The organism is Dialister sp. UBA1703, assembly GCA_002320515.1.
Lineage (GTDB): Bacteria > Bacillota > Negativicutes > Veillonellales > Dialisteraceae > Dialister.
This window is the reverse complement of the sequence record DCJJ01000086.1, coordinates 1-20,356: the sequence shown is the minus strand read 5'-3', so window position 1 is coordinate 20,356 and position 20,356 is coordinate 1. Positions and strand designations below refer to the sequence as shown.

Here is a 20,356-nt window from a genome sequence, read left to right as displayed (position 1 = left end):
AAAAATGATTTGCATTTTTTCACAGCCCCTTTTTATGTCGGACAACCCATTAGTCCCATGCAGGAACGATGGTGCCCTTGTATTTTTCTGCGATGAATTTCTTCACTGCGTCAGACTGGTAGGCCTGTACGAATTTCTTGTAAGCCGGCTGATCCTTGTCCTTTTCATGGACAGCGATGATCATGACTGCCAGCGGGGTGTCCTTGTCTTCCAGGAAGATACCCTGTTTGTCAGGAGAGAGGCCTGCGCTCATGACGTAGTTCATGGTGATGACGGAAGCATCTACATCGTCAAGGCTTCTTGGAAGCTGGGCAGCTTCGATTTCCTTGAACTGGATGTTCTTCGGGTTTTCTACTACGTCAGCAGGGGTGGCTTTCATGCCTACGCCCTCTTTCAGCTTGATAACGCCTGCCTTTTCAAGGAGCTGGAGACCGCGGCCTTCGTTGGTGGGATCGTTAGGAATGGAAACGGTAGCACCTTCGGGAAGGTCTTTCACGTCTTTCACCTTATTGGAGTAGATGCCCATGCGCATGAGGATGGCCCGGCCGATATCGGTGAGATGGGTGCCGTGCTGTTTGTTGAAGTTTTCCATGAAGGGTTTATGCTGGTATACGACAATATCCAGATCCCCGTCTGCCAGTGCCTGGTCAGGGGTAATGTAGTCAGAGAATTCCTTTACATTGACCTTAAGGCCGTTCTTTTCAGCTTCCTTGGCGGCAGCTTCTACTACTTCCGCATGGGGGCCGGCAGTAGCGCCTACGGTGATTTCTTTCTTTTCTGCAGGAGCAGAGGCAGCGGCAGAGGATGCGGGCTTCTGGCTGGAACCGCAGCCGGTGATAAATGCTGCTGCGGAGAGTGCGCAAAGACCGGCAATCGCTAATTTCTTAAACATGAGTAAAACTTCCTTTCTCTTTTGAATTGGATTTCATGTATAGATGAAACCTTGATGATTTATATAAGGGATAGGCCCATTATATACAGAGTTACCGCTTGTCCGCTTTCTTGGCCATGTTGCTGCCGATGAACTGGATGAGCTGTACGATAATGACAAGGACGATGATGGTGGCAATCATTACGTCTGCCTGGAAACGCTGGTAGCCGTAGCGGATGGCCAGGTCGCCGAGGCCGCCGCCGCCGATGGTGCCGGCCATGGCGGAAGCACCGATGAGGGATACGATGACTACGGTTAAGCTTTCGATAATGGAGGGGAGGGCCTCGGGGATGAGGACTTTCCAGATAATCTGGAGAGGGGAGGCACCCATGGATTCGGCTGCTTCGATGAGGCCGAAGGGGATTTCACGGATAGAGGTTTCCACCATGCGGGCGGTGTAGGGGATGGCAGCAATGGTCAGAGGAACGATGGCTGCGGTGGTGCCGATGGAGGTGCCTGCCACCAGTCTTGTGAAGGGGATGATGGCTACCATGAGGATAATGAAGGGTATGGAGCGGATCAGGTTGATAATGAAGGCCAGAGGCTTGTTCAGCAGCGGGCAGGAAAGGATGCCGTGCTTTTCCGTAACAACCAGAAGAATGCCTAAGGGAATGCCGATTAAAGCGGCAATAATGGCTGAAATGGAGAGCATATACAGCGTTTCAGCCAGACTTTTCAGAAGAAGATTAGTTATCACTGGGGACATATCCGATTACCTCGCTTGTGATTGGTAAAGACTGAAGATGGCCGAGAGCTTTTTTCATGTCATCTTCGTGGCCGTTGATCATGATGATAAGGCGGCCGAAGGAAACGTTCTGAATGTAGTCGATGGAACCGTAAAGAATACTGACGTCCAGGTTATACTTCCGGATGAGGTTGGCAATGATAGGTTCATTGGCCACATCGCCCCGGAATTTCAGGCTGATAATGGTCTGGTCGCTTTCTGTTTTTTTCTCTTTGGAAATATGCATATGGGACAGCTGTTCAGGAACGTCGGAGGACATGACGGAGCCCACGAATTTCTTCAGCGTTTCCGTCTGGGGGTTGGTGAAGAGGTCTACCACCGAGCCCTGTTCGATAATCTTTCCTTTTTCGATGACGGCCACCTGTTCTGCGATTTCCTTGATGACTTCCATCTGGTGGGTAATCATGATGATGGTGATGCCCATTTTCTTGTTAATGTCTTTCAGAAGCTGAAGGATGGATTTTACGGTTTCCGGATCCAGGGCGCTGGTGGCTTCGTCGGAGAGGAGGACGGAGGGATTGGAAACGATGGCTCTTGCAATGCCTACGCGCTGCTTCTGGCCGCCGGAAAGCTGGGAGGGGTATTTATCCCTGTATTCCGTAAGTCCTACCAGGTTCAGGATCTCATCAATCCTCTTCTTCTGCTCCGCCTTCGGTACATTGGACAGTTCCAGGGGAAATGCCACATTGCCTGCCACCGTCCTGTTGGAGAGAAGGTTAAAGTGCTGGAAAATCATGCCGATTTTTTTTCTTTCTTCCCGAAGCTGGGCTTTGGAAAGCTTGGTCATGTCCTTTCCGTCAATCATCACTTCACCGGAAGTCGGCGGTTCCAGCATGTTGATGCAGCGGATCAATGTGGATTTTCCTGCGCCGGACTGCCCGACGATACCGTAAATTTCACCGTCCTTTATGGTGAGGTTGATATCGTCCAGTGCTTTGAAATTGTTGTCATATAATTTGGTTATATGTTTCAGTTCAATCATGGAGAACTCCTTATAATAAAAAAACTTTCATCGAAAGATGAAAGCAGGTTCTTGACATCATCTTTCGGTATAACCGCTGGAATTGGCACCGTTTCCTTGGAATGGTTGCCGTGGCTTCAAAGGGCCAGTCCCTCCGCCACTCATGATGAATCGATATGCAGTTGGCCCGAATATGCGGGTTGAAACTATAGTACTCTCATTAAGAAATATTGTCAATAGAGATTATAAGTAGAGTATATAGCATTCATAAAACTCATGATTGTATTAGGATGCTGGTGGGCTGGCGATGGAATTTATAAAAATGGAATGTGCCGCCGAAAGGCGGCATATAGCTCATCGCCCGACAGGGCGATACCTCAGCGCCTCCCTGGCAGCCGCAGGCTGTGTCAAACCCAAGAACCCTAAGAACCTTCGGGGCGAAGTACCGTCAAACTTCTGCGCCCAAAGGGCGCGAAACTCTTCTGAACCCATTCGCACCCCACAGTCGCGAATACAACGGGCACGAATCCCTTTGCACCTGTTGGTCTGTAATGTTATAATATACTAAAGTAAAAAAGCTGTAGTTCATTTACCATACAGGAAAAGAGGGGTATTTATGAGTGTAAACCAGAGACTTGTCAATCCTCTGACTGATACATTGTTTGACGCTATTCTTTCTCTGAAGACCAGGGATGAATGTTATGAATTTTTTGAAGATCTCTGTACCATCAATGAGCTTAGGGATATGTCTCAGCGGCTGGAGGTGGCACGTATGCTGGAAAACGGGGAGAAGTATGACCAGATCGAGAAAAAAACCGGCGCCAGCACGGCTACCATTTCCAGAGTGAAGCGGTGCCTGAAGTACGGCGCCGATGGCTATCTTACCGTTTTGAGCCGGCTGAAGGAGAAAGGAGAAGAATAAAAGGGATGGAACCTTTACATATGTCCCATGAGGGATTTAAAGCTTATGATATCCGGGGGATTGTGCCCGGTGAGGTGAACGAAGAGCTGGCCTATCGGGTGGGCAGGGCCTATGGAGCGCTGTATCATCCCAAAGCCATGTGCATCGGCTTCGATGTGCGGCCCAGTTCCCGAAAAATCAGCGAGGCCGCAGCAAAGGGTCTTATGGATGCGGGCGCCGATGTATATGACATCGGTCTCTGCGGCACGGAAATGATGTATTTCGGTACTTTCCATTACGGACTGGACGGTGGTTTCATGATTACCGCCAGCCATAATCCCTCCGATTACAATGGCATCAAGATCGTACGGGAAGAGGGGATTCCGGTCAGTGCGGATACGGGCCTGAAGGATATCGAAGCCCTCGCTTTTTCCGGCGATTTCCCGGAAAGTGAAAAAAAGGGTTTCCTCTTTCATAAGGAAATCCTTTCTGACTACATCGCTTCCCTTTTAAGCTTTGTGGATGTAAAGGCCATGAAACCATTCCACATTGTGGTAAATGCAGGAAACGGCTGTGCCAATATTGCGTTCTCCGAGCTGAAGAAGCATCTGCCATTCCATTTCACGGAAATGTACATGGATCCCGACGGCTCCTTCCCCCATGGCGTGCCCAATCCCATGCTGGAGGAGTGCAGGAAGCCGCTGGCGGAAAAGGTGCTGTCTGAAAAGGCGGATCTTGGCATTGCCTGGGACGGGGATTTCGACCGCTGCTTCTTTATTGATGAAAAAGGTCATTTTGTGGAAGGCTACTACATGGTGGGGCTTTTGGCGGAATATTTCCTGAAGCATCACAGGGGAGAAACCATTGTCCATGATCCCCGGGTATTCTGGTGTACGGAAAAAATCTGTCACGAATTGGGCGGAAAACCGGTGGAGTCCAAAGGCGGCCATGCCTTTATGAAGGAAACCATGCGCCGGGTGAAGGGAATTTACGGCGCGGAAAACTCTGCCCACCATTTCTTCCGTGAATTTTCCTACTGCGATTCCGGCATGATTCCCTGGCTTATTGTGGCCCAGATCATGAGTGAAAAGGGAAAGAATCTGGGGGAACTGGTGGCTGAAATGGAAGAGGAATTCCCCTGCAGCGGTGAAATCAATCTCACTGTGAAAAACAGCGATTTCATTCTGGAAAAGGTGAAGGAAAAGTATGGAAAGGATGCCCGGCGGGTGGACCTGATCGACGGCGTGGGTATAGAGTATGAAGACTGGCGTTTCAATCTCCGTCCATCCAATACGGAACCTCTCATCCGGTTTAATATGGAAACAAGGGGAGACAGGAAGCTCTTGGAAGAGAAGAAAAAGGAAATTATGGATTTCATTCATTCACTGGAATGATAACAGGCCGGGAGACCTTCCCGGCTTTTATACTGCAAGGGAGGCGGCAGTCATGGAAAGATTAAGTCATGGAAGGACCCTGTTTCAGGCAGCCCTTCTGCAGTCCCTGATACTGGGACATTATGATGGGGCGGTACCGGTAAAGGACCTGAAAGGACAGGGAGATTTCGGTATCGGCACCTTTGATGCCCTGAACGGGGAGCTCATTATGCTGGAAGGCAGAGTCTATCAGGTGAATGGACAGGGAAAAGTGAAAGAAGCGGAGGACCACTGGAAAGTGCCCTTTGCAGATGTTTTCTTCTTTGAAACGGACAGAACCCTTTCATTGAAAGATATTTCCTCCCTGGACGAACTGCGGGAAAGGACGGATGATTTTATCAAGAGCTGGGGCCCTAATTATTTTTACGGTATACGCATTCATGGGACTTTTGACAAAATATATGCCAGAAGCGAGAAGGCACAGCAGAAGCCCTATCAAAGGCTGGATGAAGTGATGAAGAAAGACCAGGTGGAATTTCACTTTGCCCATACGGAAGGCACCCTCATCGGCCTTTACTGTCCCTCCTTCATGGGTGGACTTAATATGCCGGGGTACCATTTCCACTACCTTTCCGACGACAGGAAGGTAGGCGGCCATGTGTTTGACCTGTGTCTCAAAGAAGGAAAGGCGGAATTCTGCCTCCTCTCCGACTTTAAGCTGAAACTGCCCCGTTCCTCTCGTTTCGGGAAGATTGATTTTACAGGAAATCTGGATGAGGCGGTAAAAAAGGTGGAAGGGTGAGGGAGGACGGCTTTCTGCTGTCCGCTGCCGGCTGTCCGCTGTCCTCATGGATGGAGTGGGAATTCCGCTGTGAAAGGGCACGTAACACTGACTTTATACTTATCGCCTGCCAGGGCTATACCACAACCCTCGGGTCAAAGGCCCATCGCCCCCCTGCGCTCCAGCGAACACAACTCTTTGCCCGAAGGGCAAAGCCCCTTCGCCCGCGGAGCGGGTGTCAACCGTTCCCTTTGAACCCTCTGAACCTTATGAACCCGGGCCGTGCAGCGGCCCCTTTTATGACTTCCATGCAATGATTTTCCTTTTACCTATGAAAAGTTGGTAATTACTGGAGGGGCTTGAAGATGTTACAATGAATCATAAGGATATTTCCTGGTGGGGGAATGTGGTTTCCCTGCAGGTTTGTATTTCACAAAGGAGAAAATTATGGAATATCGTATCGAACATGATTCTTTAGGTGAAGTCCGTGTTCCGGCTGACCATATGTGGGGAGCACAGACCCAGCGTTCTTTTGAAAATTTTAAAATCGGCCATGTGATGCCGAAGGAAATTATCCGTGCCTTTGCAATACTAAAAAAATGTGCTGCCAAGGTGAATGAGGAAAGAGGAGCCCTGGCTCCGGAGAAAGGGGAAGCCATCAGAAGTGCCTGTGACGAGATCCTGGCAGGAAAATGGGACGGCGAATTCCCGCTGGTGGTGTACCAGACCGGTTCCGGCACCCAGAGCAATATGAATATGAATGAAGTGGTGACGCACATTGCCAACTCCAAGCTGGAAAAGGCAGGAAGCAGCCTTCGGGTTCACCCCAATGACGATGTGAATATGTCCCAGTCTTCCAATGATACTTTCCCCACGGCCCTCCATGTGGCAGCGGTATATGCTCTCCATCAGTACCTCTATGGACCGCTGGACGGACTGATTGCTACCTTTGAAGCCAAGAGCAGGGAATACATGCATACCGTTAAAATCGGCCGCACCCATGTGCAGGATGCAGTACCCCTTACCTTTGGCCAGGAAGTATCGGGCTGGGTGGAAATGCTGAAGAAATCCAGGTCCATGATTGAGGATGGTGAAAAATATCTCCATGAGCTGGCTATCGGCGGAACCGCTGTAGGTACTGGCCTTAACAGCCCCAAGGATTTCGGCGAAAAGGTATCCGAAGCCATTTCCGAAGAAACGGGCATTCCTTTCACCTCCGCCGCCAACAAATTCTACGCCTTGACCGGTAGGGACGATATGGTATTTACCCATGGCGCACTGGATGCCCTTGGGGGAGACTGCATGAAATTTGCTGATGATATCCGCCTTCTGGCCGGCGGCCCCAGAGCCGGTCTTGGCGAACTCACCATTCCGGCCAATGAACCGGGTTCCTCCATTATGCCGGGCAAGGTAAACCCCACCCAGTGTGAAGCCCTCACCATGGTGGCCTGCCGAGTACATGGCAACCAGGCTGTCATGTCCATGGCTTCCTCCCAGGGACGGTTTGAACTGAACGTGTATGCACCGGTTATGGCAGACAGCTTCATTGAATCGGTGAAACTTCTGGGAGCGGCTATCCATTCCTTCGATATTCACTGCGCCCAGGGCATCAAAGTGAATGATGAACGGATGGAAGAGCTGGTAGAAAAATCGCTCATGCTGGTAACAGCCCTGTCACCCCATATCGGCTATGAAAAGTCTGCACAAATTGCAAAGAAGGCCTTTGCAGACAACAGCTCCCTTAGGGAAGCGGCTCTGGCGCTGGGCTATGTAACGGCAGAAGAATATGACAAGTGGGTGGTTCCCAAGGATATGACCAATGTAGACCGATAAGCGATAATTTTTGAAACAGTAAAAGCAGAGTCCTTCAGGATTCTGCTTTTTACTTATGCGGTTCACCGGGTTTCTTAACGAATGAGCGGATTTCATGTATAATTGTAAGAAAAGACGAAGCCCTTTTTTTCTTCACTCCTGTAATAAGTCCTATGAAGAATTCTTTTTTCATCTTTAATATCTGCTTTCTTTATGGTAAAATAATTGAGTTGACTATAAAAAGCGTACGCTTATTATGTATACATATGGGGAGGTTTTATGGGACATATCTCTGTCATCGGAAGCTGTAATATGGATCTCACCGTGGAGGCAGACAGAAGGCCGCTGGCCGGCGAAACGGTGATGGGCAGGCGGCTTATTGTCTCGCCTGGAGGCAAAGGGGCCAATCAGGCTGTGGCGGCTGCCCGCCTGGGAGAAGAGGTATATATGGTAGGCTGCGTAGGTGATGATGCCTATGGCAGCCTCATGCTGGAAGCGCTGAAAAAGAGCGGCGTAAAGACGGACTATGTATCCGTGCTTCCCGGAGTGAATACGGGAACGGCCCATATTATCCTGGCAGAAGGGGATAACAGCATTATTGTGCTGAAGGGGGCCAATGACCGGGTAAGCCGTCAGGTAGTGGATGATGCCTTTGATATCATCGCTTCTTCGGATCTGGTGATGCTGCAGCATGAAATCCCTATGGACACCATCGGCTATATCATTGACCGCTGCTTTGAAGCCCATGTGCCGGTGATGCTGAATCCTGCTCCCTACATGGACATTCCGGAGGAATGGATTGAGAAAGTGACCTACATCACGCCGAATGAACATGAGGCAGCTCTCATGTTCCATGGCATGGACAGGGATGAAATCCTTAAAAACCATGCCGGCAAGGTCATTATGACCGTAGGTAAGGACGGCGTTGTTTATGGAGAGGGAAATGAAGTAGTTCATGTTCCCGGTTTCCAGGTGCCTGTGGTGGATACCACCGGCGCAGGGGATACTTTTAACGGTGCATTTGCTGCGGGCAGGGTAGAAGGTCTTTCCATCAGGGAAGCCATCCGGTTTGCCAATGCAGCTGCTGCCCTTTCGGTTGGAAAAATTGGTGCCCAGGGAGGAATGCCCTGGCGGAATGAAGTGGAGGAAATGCTCTCATGCAAAAAGTAGGAATCCTTAACAGCAGCATTGCAAAAGTTCTGGCAGACCTGGGCCACACAGATAAAATCTGCGTAGGAGACTGCGGCCTTCCTGTCCCATCGGGCGTAGCCAAAATCGATCTGGCCCTCCGCCTTGGAGAACCGCCATTTATCGAAGTCATTAAGGAAATGGCCAAGTATATGCAGATTGAAAAAATCTATCTGGCTCCGGAAACGAAGATTCAGAATCCCGCCCAGTGGAAGGCACTGCAGGAAGTATTTCCTGAAAGCGAAGTGGAATGGGTGATGCTGGAAAGCCACGAAGAACTGAAGGCCTGGGAAAAGGACTGCAAAGCGGTAATCAGAACCGGTGAAATTACGCCCTTTTCCAATGTGATTCTCCAGTCCGGAGTCATCTTCTAAGAGAGGTATGGGAAGTACATGGATATTAATATGATAGGGATTTGCAAATCCTTTGGCGCCAACAAGGTACTTGGCGGCGTCAACCTTCATGTCCGCCCCGGCGAAGTGCATGCGCTCATGGGGGAAAATGGGGCAGGCAAATCCACATTAATGAACATCCTCACCGGCATTCACAGGGCCGATGCAGGCACCATCATGGTGGACGGGAAGGAAGTGACCTTCCGGAACAATAAGGATGCCGAGGAACACGGCATTGCCTTCATCCATCAGGAACTGAACATCTGGCCGAACCTGTCGGTACTGGAAAATCTTTTCCTTATGAACCAGCCGAAAACAAGGTTCGGTACCATCGATTTCAAAAAGATGCATCAAATGGCGGAAGACAAATGCAAGGAAATCGGCATTGAGCTGCCTCTTGATGAAATCGCCGGGGAATGCTCCGTAGGCCAGCAGCAGATGACGGAAATCACCAGGAGCCTTATGCTGGATGCGAAGACTGTCATTATGGACGAACCGACCGCAGCGCTGACGGAAAGGGAAACCGACCGGCTTTTTGAAGTAATGAGGAAGCTGAAAAGCAGGGGCGTTTCCATTATCTATATTTCCCACCGCATGGAAGAAGTATTTGCCAACTGCGATACCATCACCGTCATGCGGGATGGCCAGACCATCAGCTCCCGCCCCACGGAAGAAACGAACATGGACCAGATCGTAGGGGACATGGTAGGCCGTGTGATGAGCGAATATTATCCGGCCCGCACCAATGTGCCGGGGGATGAAATTTTCCGGGTGGAAGGCTTCACCCAGCCCGGTGTATTCCATGATATTTCCTTCAACCTCAGAAAAGGGGAAATCCTGGGGGTTGCCGGCCTTATGGGGGCAGGACGCACGGAAATCATGCGGGCCATCTTCGGCGTGGATCCCCATGAATCGGGAAAGCTTTATTTTGAGGGAAAAGAAATCCACATCAAAAACCCCCGAGACGCCATCCGCCAGGGATTTGGATTCATTACGGAAAACAGGAAGACCGAAGGGCTCATCCTTGATTTCTCCATTGAAAGAAACATTGCCCTTCCCAGTGAGGAAAGGCTGGCAAAGAACCATGTGATCAACGATAAGGAAGAATATGGTTTTTCCGGCGAACTTTCCAAACGTCTGGGGGTTAAGGCCCAGAGTATCGATCTTCCTGCCAGCGCTCTTTCCGGCGGCAACCAGCAGAAGGTGGTTATTGCCAAGTGGGTAGGCATGCATCCAAAACTTCTGATTCTGGACGAACCGACCCGCGGCATTGATATCGGTGCCAAGAAAGATATTTATGACCTGATGAATGAACTCACCGCCAAGGGCGTATCCATCATCATGGTTTCTTCTGAACTGCCGGAAGTTATCGGCATGAGCGACCGTATCCTTGTTATTCATGAAGGCAGGGTCGCAGGCATTGTTGAACATAAAGATGCCACCCAGACACGCATTATGACACTTGCAACCGGAGGAGAGTAAAGCATGAGTTCCGCAAAAGTAAAAAATATCATCAGGGAAATGGGGCCCCTTATCGGCCTTATCCTTCTCTTTATTGTCATTTCTGTATTGAATGACAGTTTCATTGATCCATCCAACCTGAAAAACCTGGCCCGCCAGATTTCCATTAATGCCCTCATTGCCTTCGGCATGACCTTCGTCATCCTCACCGGCGGCATTGATTTGTCCGTAGGCAGTATCCTTGCCCTTTCCAGTGCCCTCATGGCCAGCATGATTACCAAGGGGACCAACCCGGAAGTGGCTATCGTGCTGTCTGCTGTCATCGGCATTCTTCTGGGCACCGTGAACGGTGTCATCATTTCCTACGGCAAGGTAGCTCCCTTCATCGCTACCCTGGCTACCATGACCATTTACCGCGGCGCTACCCTGGTATTTACCAACGGCAACCCGATTTCCGGCCTTTCCGATGATCCCATCTTCACCGGCTTCGGCCAGGGCTTCTTCCTGGAAATTCCGGTGCCGGCCATTATCATGCTCATTGCATTCTTCATTCTCTTCTTTATCCTGAGCAAGACCCCTCTGGGCCGCCAGACCTATGCAGTAGGGGGCAATGAAAAAGTATCCTACATTTCCGGTATCAAGATTGACAGAATCAAGATTTTTGCCTATGCTTTAACAGGATGCCTCTGTGCTCTGGCCGGAGCTATCCTCACCGCCCGCCTGAACAGTGCCCAGCCTACAGCCGGTATGGGTTATGAACTGGATGCTATTGCGGCAGTCGTTCTTGGCGGCACATCCCTTGCCGGCGGCAAGGGCCGTATTTCCGGTACCCTCATCGGTGCGCTGATCATCGGTACCCTGAATAACGGTCTTAATATATTAAATGTTTCCAGCTTCTATCAGCAGGTTGTCAAAGGCGTTGTCATTTTACTCGCAGTGCTTATGGACCGCAAGAAAAACTAAGGAGGAAAACAAGTTGTTAAAGAAAATCGCATTGGCTGCTCTCATCGGTGCAGCTCTCATTTCCGCAGCAGGCTGCGGCTCTTCTGACAAGAAAGCTGAAGGTGCAGCATCCGGTTCCAAGAAAGTTACTATCGGCTTCTCCGTTTCCACTCAGAATAACCCCTTCTTCGTCACCATGGCGAACAGCGTAAAGGCTGCTGCTGATAAAGCAGGTGTCAACGTAAAAATCGTTGATGCACAGAATGACCCGGCTAAGCAGTCCAATGATATTGCCGACCTGCTCCAGGGAAATATCTCCGTCCTCATCGTGAACCCGGTAGACTCTGCAGCCGTTTCCAACTCCGTCCTGGCAGCCAATAAGGCAAAGATTCCGGTCATCACCATCGACCGCTCCGCTGATAAAGGCGAAGTGGCAGCTCATATCGCTTCCAACAACGTTAAAGGCGGCGAAATGGCAGCTGAATACATTATCTCCAAACTGGGCGAAGGCACACCGGTGGCTGAACTGGAAGGCATCCCCGGCGCATCCGCTACCCGTGAAAGAGGACAGGGCTTCCACAACATTGCTGATAACAAACTGAAAGTACTGGCTAAACAGAGCGCCGACTTCGACCGCTCCAAAGGCCTCACTGTTGCTGAAAATATCCTCCAGGCTAATCCGGATGTAAAGGCTATCTTCGCACAGAACGATGAAATGGCTCTCGGCGCTGCAAGCGCTGCCAAAGCTGCCAACAAACAGATCTTCATTATCGGCTTCGATGGAACCGACGACGGCATCAAAGCTGTCAACGATGGCTCCATGGCAGCTACCATTGCCCAGCAGCCTGATAAGATGGGTGAAATTGGCGTAGAAACCGCACTCAAACTGGCTAAGGGTGAAAACGTAGACAAGAACATTGCCGTTGATCTGAAACTGGTAGAAAAGAAATAATAACCGCATAACATATGACAACCTGGAAAAATCCGCAGACCTTTGTCTGTGGATTTTTTTCAGTCAGCCGGTGGACTGGGAGTAGCTTCCTGTGTCTGGTTTCCGGTGAGCCATCGATGGGGAATCAGACGGTCAGTACGCCAATCGTTTCCGGACTCCTTTCTGGTAAAGGAGTCCTTGGCACCACGTCATGCACCACCGAAGACACAAAAGCAAGTCCCGTAACGCTGGCTTTATAATTATTGCCCGCAGGGCAAACCTTCCCCTCTGAACCCTCTGAACCCTTTGCGCCCGAAGAGTGAAGAGCGCAAAACCCAAACTATTTCATAATTTCCATTGACTGCCATGATGGTCAAATTTATAATAATATGAGTGACTAAATGAATGGAAAAGAGAGATTTATGGACAATACATATACACAAATTTTTGCCACCGTTCTCGGTGAGAACCAGATTAAAATCGATGAACCCATGAGCCGTCATACCACCTTTGGCATCGGCGGCCCGGCGGACTGTTTCCTGATTCCTAAAACGGCGGAGGAGCTCTGCATTGTGACCAGGCTGGCCCATAAGTATGGCATGCCTGTATTTGTGCTGGGCGGCGGGGCCAATCTTCTTGTGCGGGACAAGGGCATCCGGGGTGTGGTGATTTTTACAGGGAAACTGCAGAAGATTGAGCAGAATGGAAATCTTCTGAAGGTATCCAGCGGCGTTTCCACTGCCCAGGCAGCCAGGGCGGCCTATGAAAGGGGACTTTCGGGCATGGAGTTTGCCAGCGGCATTCCCGGCACCATCGGCGGCGCTGCCTATATGAATGCCGGCGCCTATGGCGGGGAAATGTCGAAAATTATTATTTCCGCCACCACCTGTGACCGGAAGGGGGACCTCATTACCTATAACAGCCGGGATATCCGCTATTCCTACAGGCACAGCCTTTTCATGGAGAATGGGGAAGCGATTGTGGATATTACTCTGTCCCTGAAACCGGGAAATAAGAAGGATATTAAGGCTTTGATGGATGATCTGAACAACCGCCGCAGGACGAAGCAGCCTTTGGAGAAGCGAAGCGCCGGAAGCACCTTTAAACGGCCGGACGGTCATTTCGTAGGGCAGATGATTGAGGAGCTGGGACTTAAAGGCTTTGCTGTAGGCGATGCGGAAGTGAGCGAAAAGCATGCCGGCTTCCTCATTAACAACGGCCATGCCAGCTGCGAGGATATGCTTTCCCTCATCCGCGAAGTGCAGAAGAAGGTAAAGGCGGAATACGGCGTGGATCTCCATACAGAAGTGCAGATTGTAGGGGAAGAGTAATTTCAGTCCATGTATAAAAGGCGGGGAAACCTGCCTTTTTCTTATTTTCCCATGGTATAATGGGGAAAAGGAGAGTGGACAGCGCATCCCGGTTTGTGATGCGTTCCGGAAAGGAGAGAAGTCATGGAAGTCATTGGATTTTACGGGCCGCCGGGGACTGGAAAAAGTGACCGGGCTCTGGTGGTAGCCTATGAAAATAAAGCGTCTTGCATTATTGATGACGGCATTCTTATTTATCACAGCCGAATCGTGGCAGGAAAATCAGCCAAGCGGGAGGAGAGCCGTCTGAAGGCAGTGCGGCGGGCTATTTTCTGGGATAAGGAGCAGCGGGATGAAGTGAAAGCGGCACTTCAGAAAATCAATCCCCAAAGGGTGCTCATTCTGGGCACCTCCGACCGCATGGTGGTTACCATTGCCAAAGCGCTGGCACTTCCCATGCCTGCCAGGTATATCCGCATTGAGGACGTGGCCAAGCCGGAGGATATGCTGAAGGCCAGCGAAGCCAGACATAAGGAGGGCAAGCACGTGATTCCCGTGCCTACCATGGAACTGAAGCCCTATTTCAAAGGATACATGGTGGATCCCCTCCGTTTCCTTCGGAGCCGTAAGAAGGAACCGAAGCGGTTCAGCGAGTGGAATGAAAGGTCTGTGGTGCGGCCTGTATTCAGCTACTACGGCAAACTGACCTTTTCCGACAAGGTGATTGAAGACCTGGTGAACTATGCGGTGAGCGGATTGAAAAAAATCAAAATCCGTCATGTGAGGAGCAAGAAAAGCGAAAGCCAGGTGAACGGCCTTATCCTGTACTTGGATGTGAATGTCCGTACCGGTACGCCCCAGGAAATCAAGAATGTGATTCATACCATGCGGGACCGGGTGCAGCGGGAAATCGAGTATACCACCGGCATGTCGCTGGAAACCATAAAGATTAACATAACCACCGGTGTAGCCTGGTAAGGAGGAAGCAGCATGAGGACAAAAATCAAAATCTGCGGACTCACATCTCCCGAAGAAGCAGCTCTGCTGGATCCCTCCCATGTAGATGCGGCAGGCATGGTGCTCTTCTGCCCGAAAAGCAAAAGAAATATAACCATTGAAAGAGCCGTCGAAATCATGAAGGCCCTGCCAAAGGGCATCAAAAAGGTCGCCGTCACCGTTTCTCCTACGGTGGAAGAGGCGGATTTGGCAGAGAAGGCAGGCTTTGATTTCCTCCAGGTTCACGGCACTATGGAAAGGGATTTTGTCATTCACGGAGGACTTCCGATTATCCGGGCGGTGAATATTCTGGAAAAGATACCTGTCTTTGAAGAGCATGAACGAATCAAGGCCTATCTTTTCGATGCGGCCACTCCGGGAAGCGGAAAAACCTTTGACTGGCAGTGTCTGGCAAAGATTCCCCGGGATGGGCGAAAATTTATACTTGCCGGCGGGCTTACTCCCTTTAATGTGGGACAGGCCATCCGCACTGTCCATCCTTACATGGTGGATGTTTCCTCCGGAGTGGAATATGCTGACAGGAAAGGGAAGGATCCTGCCAAAGTGGCTTCCTTCATCCAGGCAGTGGAGAAGGAGGATCTGCGGGAAAGCCTGTAAAGGGGATGGGGCCAATTTCTTTCTTGACAAAATAATTTTTCCGTGGTAAAGTTGATTCAACTTCAAACGAGGAAGAAAAGAGTAGAAGTCTCAAAACAGCCAAGCGAGTCCGGAGAGTGGAAGCGGATATGGATAGGACTTTGAATTGCATTTCTGAGTTTGGCGGGCCGAAACAGCAGTAGGCCTTCCCGGGAGCTCCCGATACAGAGTCAGGGTATGCGGCATGACCAAGTACCTCGCGAGCTGCCTGTGGCGACACAGGTGGAAATATTAGGTGGAAACACGAGTCTCTCGTCCTGGTAAAGGACGGGAGTTTTTTTATTTCATCGTCCTTTCAGAGAGACTGTGTACATATCCGGGAGACGCCCGATACAGCGCAGAGGTACAGGAACGTACCTTCACGGCAGAGTCCGGACAGGAAAATTTCCTGAAAAGATTCCTATAAGAAGAGGAGGAATAAGATATGGCAGGGATACGATGTCGAATGTGCAGTGCAGGATAAAAACAATGGATTTTAATAGAATGAAATAGATCAAATGGAGGAAACTATTATGGCAGACAAGAAATATCGTTTTGAAACACTTCAGCAGCACGCAGGTCAGGTACCGGATCCCACCACAGGAGCCAGAGCCGTTCCCATTTACCAGACCACTTCCTACGTATTCCATGATGCCCAGGAAGGGGAAGATCTCTTCGCCCTCAGGAGACCCGGCTTCATTTACGGCCGCCTGACCAATCCTACTCAGGACGTACTGGAAAAAAGACTGGCTGCCCTGGAAGGAGGCACCGCAGGTCTGGCAGTAGCCAGCGGCGCAGCGGCTGTTACCTATGCCATCCTGAACATTGCAGGAGCCGGCGATGAAATCGTTTCCGCCTCCACCCTCTATGGCGGCACTTATGAGCTTTTCACAGACACCCTTCCCCAGCTGGGTATTCATACCAGATTCGTAAACCCCGACCATCCGGAAGAAATCGAAGCAGCCATTACAGAAAAAACTAAGGCCGTGTATATTGAAACCCTGGGCAACCCGGCCATCAATATTCCCGACTTTGATGCCATCCGCGACATTGCCCATGCCCATCATCTGCCGGTGCTCATCGATAATACCTTTGCCACCCCTTACCTCTTCCGTCCGCTGGAACACGGCCTGGATGTAGTCATCCACTCCACCACCAAATTCATCGGCGGCCACGGTACAACCCTTGGCGGCGCCATCATTGAAAACGGCCAGTTCGACTGGAACCAGCCTGAAAGATATCCTCATTTTGCCAATCCCGACGCATCCTACCATGGCATCAACTTTGCCACCGACGTACCGGGGGCAGGCTTTGTTACCCGCATTCGTGCCAAAGTCCTCCGCGATACCGGCGCAGCCATTTCTCCTATTTCTTCCTGGTTCTTCATCCAGGGGCTGGAAACCCTGTCTCTCCGCGTAGAACGTCACGTGTCCAACGCCCAGAAACTGGCGGAATTCCTGGAAAAACATCCGAAAGTGGCAAAGGTCAACTATCCGGGCCTGGAATCCTCTCCTTACCATAAACTCCAGCAGAAGTACCTGCCTAAAGGCGCAGGCTCCATCTTCTCCATCGAACTGAAGGACGGATTCAAGGCAGCCAGAGACTTCATCGATAACCTGGAAATCTTCTCCGATTTGGCCAATGTAGGCGACTCCAAGTCCCTGGTCGTTCATCCCGCATCCACTACCCATCAGCAGCTGGACGAAGAAGCCCAGAGAGCAGCCGGCATTACCCCCGGCACCGTCCGTATCTCCGTAGGCATTGAAAATATTGATGACCTCCTGGAAGATGCAGAACAGGCACTGGCCAAGATCTGATTGTTAGAAATATCATAAAGGGCGGCCCCAATAGAAAAACTCTCCCCGGTTTGGGGGAGAGTTTTTTATTGGGGCTGCCGGAGCCGGGTGAAGTCCTGAAACAGGGAAATTATGCAGGAATACTTCTTCATCAGGCCCTTTCAGGGCTTCTGCTTTCCAGAGGAAGGGGGCTGCAGCACTACCTCATGCAGCGCAGATGACACAAATGCGAGTCCCGTAACGCTGACTTCATAATCATTGCCCGCAGGGCAATCTACAACCCTCTGAAACCTCCGAACCCTCTGAAACCGGGCCGCAGAGCGGCCCTTCATTCATCCATTCCAGTGCCTGGGGATTTCCGTGAACCGGTCTACCACCATCATGGTAGCCAGAATGTTGGACATGAGATGATTTTCCTCATCATACATATCAGCGGCGATGACAATGGTGGAGTGGCCGTTGTGGGTGATGTGGCTGGTGACGCGGATGGTCTCACCGGGTTTGGCGGTGCGGATGAAATTCATGGTCATGGCCACGGTGACTACAGAAGCGCCTACGGAAGCGCTGGTGACGCCGGTAACGGAATCAGCCAGGGCGGCCAGCACGCCGCCGTGGAGGCGGCCCCGGTGATTATTGTGCTTCATGGGATCCGTCTTCAGGCTTACGGTTACACTGCCGCAGTGGATTTCATCAATGTGAATATGGAAATAATCGGACATGAACCGGTTTTCTTTATAAATATCCCGGATATGCTGTCTGATTTCCTCCGGATCTCTCAGCTGTTTCATATTGGTATCCATAGTATTCCCATCCTTTTCTGAAATTTCATATGTTATTCATCATGATAACGGTGATGGAGAAAGATTGCAAGACAGGGAGGAAATAAGTTTCCTGTCGGTAAGAAACCCGAATAGTTTCCTGCCTGTAAGAAGCACTGTAGCGTCAAGCCGGATAGGAAACTTTTGGGGAATAGTTTCCTGCCGGTAAGAAGCACCATAGTGTCAAGCTGGACAGGAGCCCTACCCATTGCCTTCTCAGTAACGTATAATATAAGGGAAGCACTGATTCATTCGATAACGATTTAATCAGCGCCCCTAAGAGGAAATTCGGTACTGTTTTTCAAGGCAGTGTTTTTATAGAATGAAAAATGAAGGAGGAGTTATGTTTACAGCAACAACCATACTGGCGGTGAAAAAGGATGGTCATACAGCCATGGCCGGCGACGGTCAGGTGACCATGGGGAATGCGGTGATTATGAAGAATACGGCCCGCAAGGTGCGCCGCCTGTATCACGGAAAGATTATTGCAGGCTTTGCAGGCTCTGTGGCCGACGCCTTTTCTTTATTTGACAAATTTGAAGCGAAGCTCTCGGACTGCAGCGGCAATCTGGTAAGGGCGGCAGTGGAATTTGCCAAGGACTGGCGGCGGGACCGGGTGCTCCAGAAGCTGGAAGCGCTCCTGATTCTGACTGACGGAGAGCATCTTTTCCTCGTTTCCGGCAGCGGAGAAGTGATTGAACCGGACGACGGCATTCTTGCCATCGGCAGCGGCGGCAACTATGCCCTGGCTGCGGCTCGGGCCCTGTCTCAGAATACCGGTCTTTCTGCCAGGGAAGTGGCGGAAAAATCACTCCATATTGCAGCAGACATCTGCGTATATACCAATCATAATGTTATTGTGGAGGAAATCTGATGGAAGAACTGACACCCCGTAAGATTGTAGAATATCTGGACCATTATATTATCGGGCAGAAGGACGCCAAAAGAGCAGTGGCGGTGGCCCTTCGGAACCGCTGGCGGGCCGGGCAGCTGCCCCATGATATTTCAAAGGAAATCAGCCCCAAGAACATCCTTCTCATCGGGCCTACGGGGGTAGGCAAGACGGAAATCGCCCGCCGTATCGCCTCCCTGACCCATGCGCCTTTCGTGAAGGTGGAAGCCACCAAGTATACGGAAGTAGGGTATGTCGGCCGGGACGTGGAGTCCATGGTACGGGATCTGGTGGAAGAAGCGGTGCGCCTGGTGAAAAAGGAAGAAGCAGCCCTTCACGGCAGGGATGCAGATGAAGAGGCTCTCCGCCGCATTGCGGAAGCTCTGTGGCCTTCGAAGAAACCGGAAACAAGGAGTCCCATGGATATTATCTTCGGCGAAAAGAAGGAAGATAAGCCCCAGGATGAAGGTGAAAAGGAAAGACGCAGGGAACTCATCGAACGCATCCGCAGGGGAGAACTGGATGACCGCATGGTGGAAATCAAGGTGGAGGATAAGGGAAATGCCCCTGAGTCGGACAATGAGCAGGCAAACCAGATTTCCATCATGATTTCCAGCATGATGCCCAAACGGACAAAGAAGAAGAAAGTCACCGTGGCAGCGGCCAAAAAGATTCTGGCCGAAGAAGCGGCCGATGAAATGGTGGATATGGAAGTGGTGAAGGAAAAAGCCATCCACTATGCGGAGGAAAGAGGCATTATTTTCATCGATGAAATCGATAAAATCGCAGGAAGGACAGGCGCTTCCGGCGGCCCGGACGTTTCCCGGGAAGGGGTGCAGCGGGATATCCTCCCCATTGTGGAAGGCGCTACGGTGAAGACAAAGTACGGCCAGGTGAAGACGGATCATATCCTTTTCATGGCCGCCGGCGCCTTCCATGTATCCAAACCCAGCGACCTTATCCCCGAACTGCAGGGCCGTTTCCCCATCCGGGTGGAACTGTCCAGCCTGAATAAAGATGACCTCAGGAAAATCCTGACCGAACCCCGGCAGGCTCTCATCCGCCAGTATACCGCCCTTCTGGAAACGGAGGGACTTCAGGTATCCTTTGGGGAAGATGCTCTAGATGCCATTGCGGACATCGCCCTTCAGGTGAACCGGGAAACCGAAGACATCGGCGCCAGAAGACTCTATACCATTCTGGAAAAAGTACTGGAAGACCTTTCCTTTGATGCCCCGGATATGGAGCAGAAGGAAGTGGTGGTGGACAGCGCCTATGTAAAGGAAAAACTGGGGAAAATTACAGAAAACATCGATATTTCAAACTACATCCTTTGAGAAAAAGCCGGCGGCCCTGTCCGCCGGCCTTTTTGGCTTCCTGCTGCGATGAATGGCGAATGGGTCAAGCCGGATGGAACACTGTAGGCGAATAGTTTCCTGCCGGTAAGAAACACTGTAGTGTCATGTCGGATAGGAAACTTTTTGCGAATA

Annotated in this window: 19 protein-coding genes and 1 riboswitch; of the genes, 15 read left to right on the top strand and 4 right to left on the bottom strand. The window is 50.8% G+C overall.

The genetic code is table 11. The features are described 5' to 3' along the window. Positions 1 to 49: 49 nt before the first annotated feature. The 3 genes from B2Y11_RS04095 to B2Y11_RS04085 all read right to left on the bottom strand — a co-directional run bounded on the left by B2Y11_RS04095 (position 50) and on the right by B2Y11_RS04085 (position 2,658). On the bottom strand, positions 50 to 892 hold the full coding sequence (locus B2Y11_RS04095; RefSeq protein ID WP_291056544.1) for a MetQ/NlpA family ABC transporter substrate-binding protein: 843 nt from the start codon (positions 890 to 892) through the stop codon (positions 50 to 52). Positions 893 to 983: 91 nt separating this feature from the next. Beyond that, positions 984 to 1,637 (bottom strand): methionine ABC transporter permease, encoded by a 654-nt coding sequence (locus tag B2Y11_RS04090; protein ID WP_291056542.1) that lies wholly within the window; start codon positions 1,635 to 1,637, stop codon positions 984 to 986. Then, positions 1,618 to 2,658 (bottom strand): methionine ABC transporter ATP-binding protein, encoded by a 1,041-nt coding sequence (locus B2Y11_RS04085; RefSeq protein ID WP_291056539.1) that lies wholly within the window; start codon positions 2,656 to 2,658, stop codon positions 1,618 to 1,620. Before B2Y11_RS04085 ends, B2Y11_RS04090 begins: the two co-directional genes overlap by 20 nt. A 54-nt stretch (positions 2,659 to 2,712) precedes the next feature. Beyond that, positions 2,713 to 2,810, bottom strand: a riboswitch (SAM riboswitch). 443 nt (positions 2,811 to 3,253) lie between these two features. On the opposite strand from B2Y11_RS04085, the gene B2Y11_RS04080 reads away from it, so the two are divergent. The 13 genes from B2Y11_RS04080 (at position 3,254) to B2Y11_RS04020 (ending at position 17,177) form a co-directional block, all read left to right on the top strand. After that, positions 3,254 to 3,559 carry a YerC/YecD family TrpR-related protein gene (locus tag B2Y11_RS04080; RefSeq protein ID WP_291056536.1) on the top strand — a complete coding sequence of 102 codons (306 nt, stop codon included), beginning with the start codon at positions 3,254 to 3,256 and terminating at the stop codon, positions 3,557 to 3,559. A gap of 5 nt (positions 3,560 to 3,564) precedes the next feature. After that, a complete protein-coding gene (locus B2Y11_RS04075) occupies positions 3,565 to 4,932 on the top strand; it encodes a phosphomannomutase (RefSeq protein WP_291056533.1) in 1,368 nt (455 codons plus the stop codon). Between the two features lie 52 nt (positions 4,933 to 4,984). Beyond that, positions 4,985 to 5,713, top strand: a complete 729-nt coding sequence (gene budA, locus B2Y11_RS04070; RefSeq protein WP_291056530.1) for an acetolactate decarboxylase — start codon at positions 4,985 to 4,987, stop codon at positions 5,711 to 5,713. A 426-nt stretch (positions 5,714 to 6,139) separates the two neighbouring features. Further along, positions 6,140 to 7,525: a class II fumarate hydratase gene (gene fumC, locus B2Y11_RS04065; RefSeq protein WP_291056528.1), complete on the top strand. Its 1,386-nt coding sequence runs from the start codon at positions 6,140 to 6,142 to the stop codon at positions 7,523 to 7,525. Positions 7,526 to 7,783: 258 nt separating this feature from the next. After that, positions 7,784 to 8,674, top strand: a complete 891-nt coding sequence (rbsK, locus tag B2Y11_RS04060; RefSeq protein ID WP_291056527.1) for a ribokinase — start codon at positions 7,784 to 7,786, stop codon at positions 8,672 to 8,674. After that, the gene (gene rbsD / locus B2Y11_RS04055) at positions 8,662 to 9,066 is read left to right on the top strand and encodes a D-ribose pyranase (RefSeq protein ID WP_291056525.1); all 405 of its coding nucleotides are present in this window, start codon (positions 8,662 to 8,664) and stop codon (positions 9,064 to 9,066) included. Before rbsK ends, rbsD begins: the two co-directional genes overlap by 13 nt. 18 nt (positions 9,067 to 9,084) lie before the next feature. Further along, positions 9,085 to 10,566, top strand: coding sequence for a sugar ABC transporter ATP-binding protein (locus B2Y11_RS04050; protein ID WP_291056522.1), 1,482 nt, complete (start codon positions 9,085 to 9,087; stop codon positions 10,564 to 10,566). A 3-nt stretch (positions 10,567 to 10,569) separates the two neighbouring features. After that, on the top strand, positions 10,570 to 11,508 hold the full coding sequence (locus tag B2Y11_RS04045; RefSeq protein ID WP_291056519.1) for an ABC transporter permease: 939 nt from the start codon (positions 10,570 to 10,572) through the stop codon (positions 11,506 to 11,508). 13 nt (positions 11,509 to 11,521) lie between these two features. Further along, positions 11,522 to 12,439, top strand: a complete 918-nt coding sequence (rbsB, locus tag B2Y11_RS04040; RefSeq protein WP_291056518.1) for a ribose ABC transporter substrate-binding protein RbsB — start codon at positions 11,522 to 11,524, stop codon at positions 12,437 to 12,439. A gap of 401 nt (positions 12,440 to 12,840) precedes the next feature. Beyond that, positions 12,841 to 13,749 carry a UDP-N-acetylmuramate dehydrogenase gene (murB, locus tag B2Y11_RS04035; protein ID WP_291056517.1) on the top strand — a complete coding sequence of 303 codons (909 nt, stop codon included), beginning with the start codon at positions 12,841 to 12,843 and terminating at the stop codon, positions 13,747 to 13,749. Positions 13,750 to 13,872: 123 nt separating this feature from the next. After that, the gene (locus tag B2Y11_RS04030; protein ID WP_291056515.1) at positions 13,873 to 14,706 is read left to right on the top strand and encodes a hypothetical protein; all 834 of its coding nucleotides are present in this window, start codon (positions 13,873 to 13,875) and stop codon (positions 14,704 to 14,706) included. 12 nt (positions 14,707 to 14,718) lie between these two features. Beyond that, entirely contained in the window at positions 14,719 to 15,342 is a 624-nt protein-coding gene (locus tag B2Y11_RS04025; RefSeq protein WP_291056512.1) for a phosphoribosylanthranilate isomerase, read from the top strand. A gap of 551 nt (positions 15,343 to 15,893) precedes the next feature. Next, positions 15,894 to 17,177 (top strand): O-acetylhomoserine aminocarboxypropyltransferase/cysteine synthase family protein, encoded by a 1,284-nt coding sequence (locus B2Y11_RS04020; RefSeq protein ID WP_291056509.1) that lies wholly within the window; start codon positions 15,894 to 15,896, stop codon positions 17,175 to 17,177. A gap of 311 nt (positions 17,178 to 17,488) precedes the next feature. On the opposite strand, the gene B2Y11_RS04015 is transcribed toward B2Y11_RS04020, so the two are convergent. Beyond that, complete coding sequence (locus B2Y11_RS04015) at positions 17,489 to 17,956, bottom strand: PaaI family thioesterase (RefSeq protein ID WP_291056506.1); 468 nt, start codon at positions 17,954 to 17,956, stop codon at positions 17,489 to 17,491. Positions 17,957 to 18,317: 361 nt separating this feature from the next. Between B2Y11_RS04015 and hslV the strand changes: the two genes are divergently transcribed. Both hslV and hslU read left to right on the top strand, forming a co-directional pair. Then, the gene (hslV, locus tag B2Y11_RS04010; RefSeq protein ID WP_291056503.1) at positions 18,318 to 18,848 is read left to right on the top strand and encodes an ATP-dependent protease subunit HslV; all 531 of its coding nucleotides are present in this window, start codon (positions 18,318 to 18,320) and stop codon (positions 18,846 to 18,848) included. Further along, positions 18,848 to 20,203 carry an ATP-dependent protease ATPase subunit HslU gene (hslU, locus tag B2Y11_RS04005; RefSeq protein ID WP_291056500.1) on the top strand — a complete coding sequence of 452 codons (1,356 nt, stop codon included), beginning with the start codon at positions 18,848 to 18,850 and terminating at the stop codon, positions 20,201 to 20,203. Before hslV ends, hslU begins: the two co-directional genes overlap by 1 nt. Positions 20,204 to 20,356 lie beyond the last annotated feature (153 nt).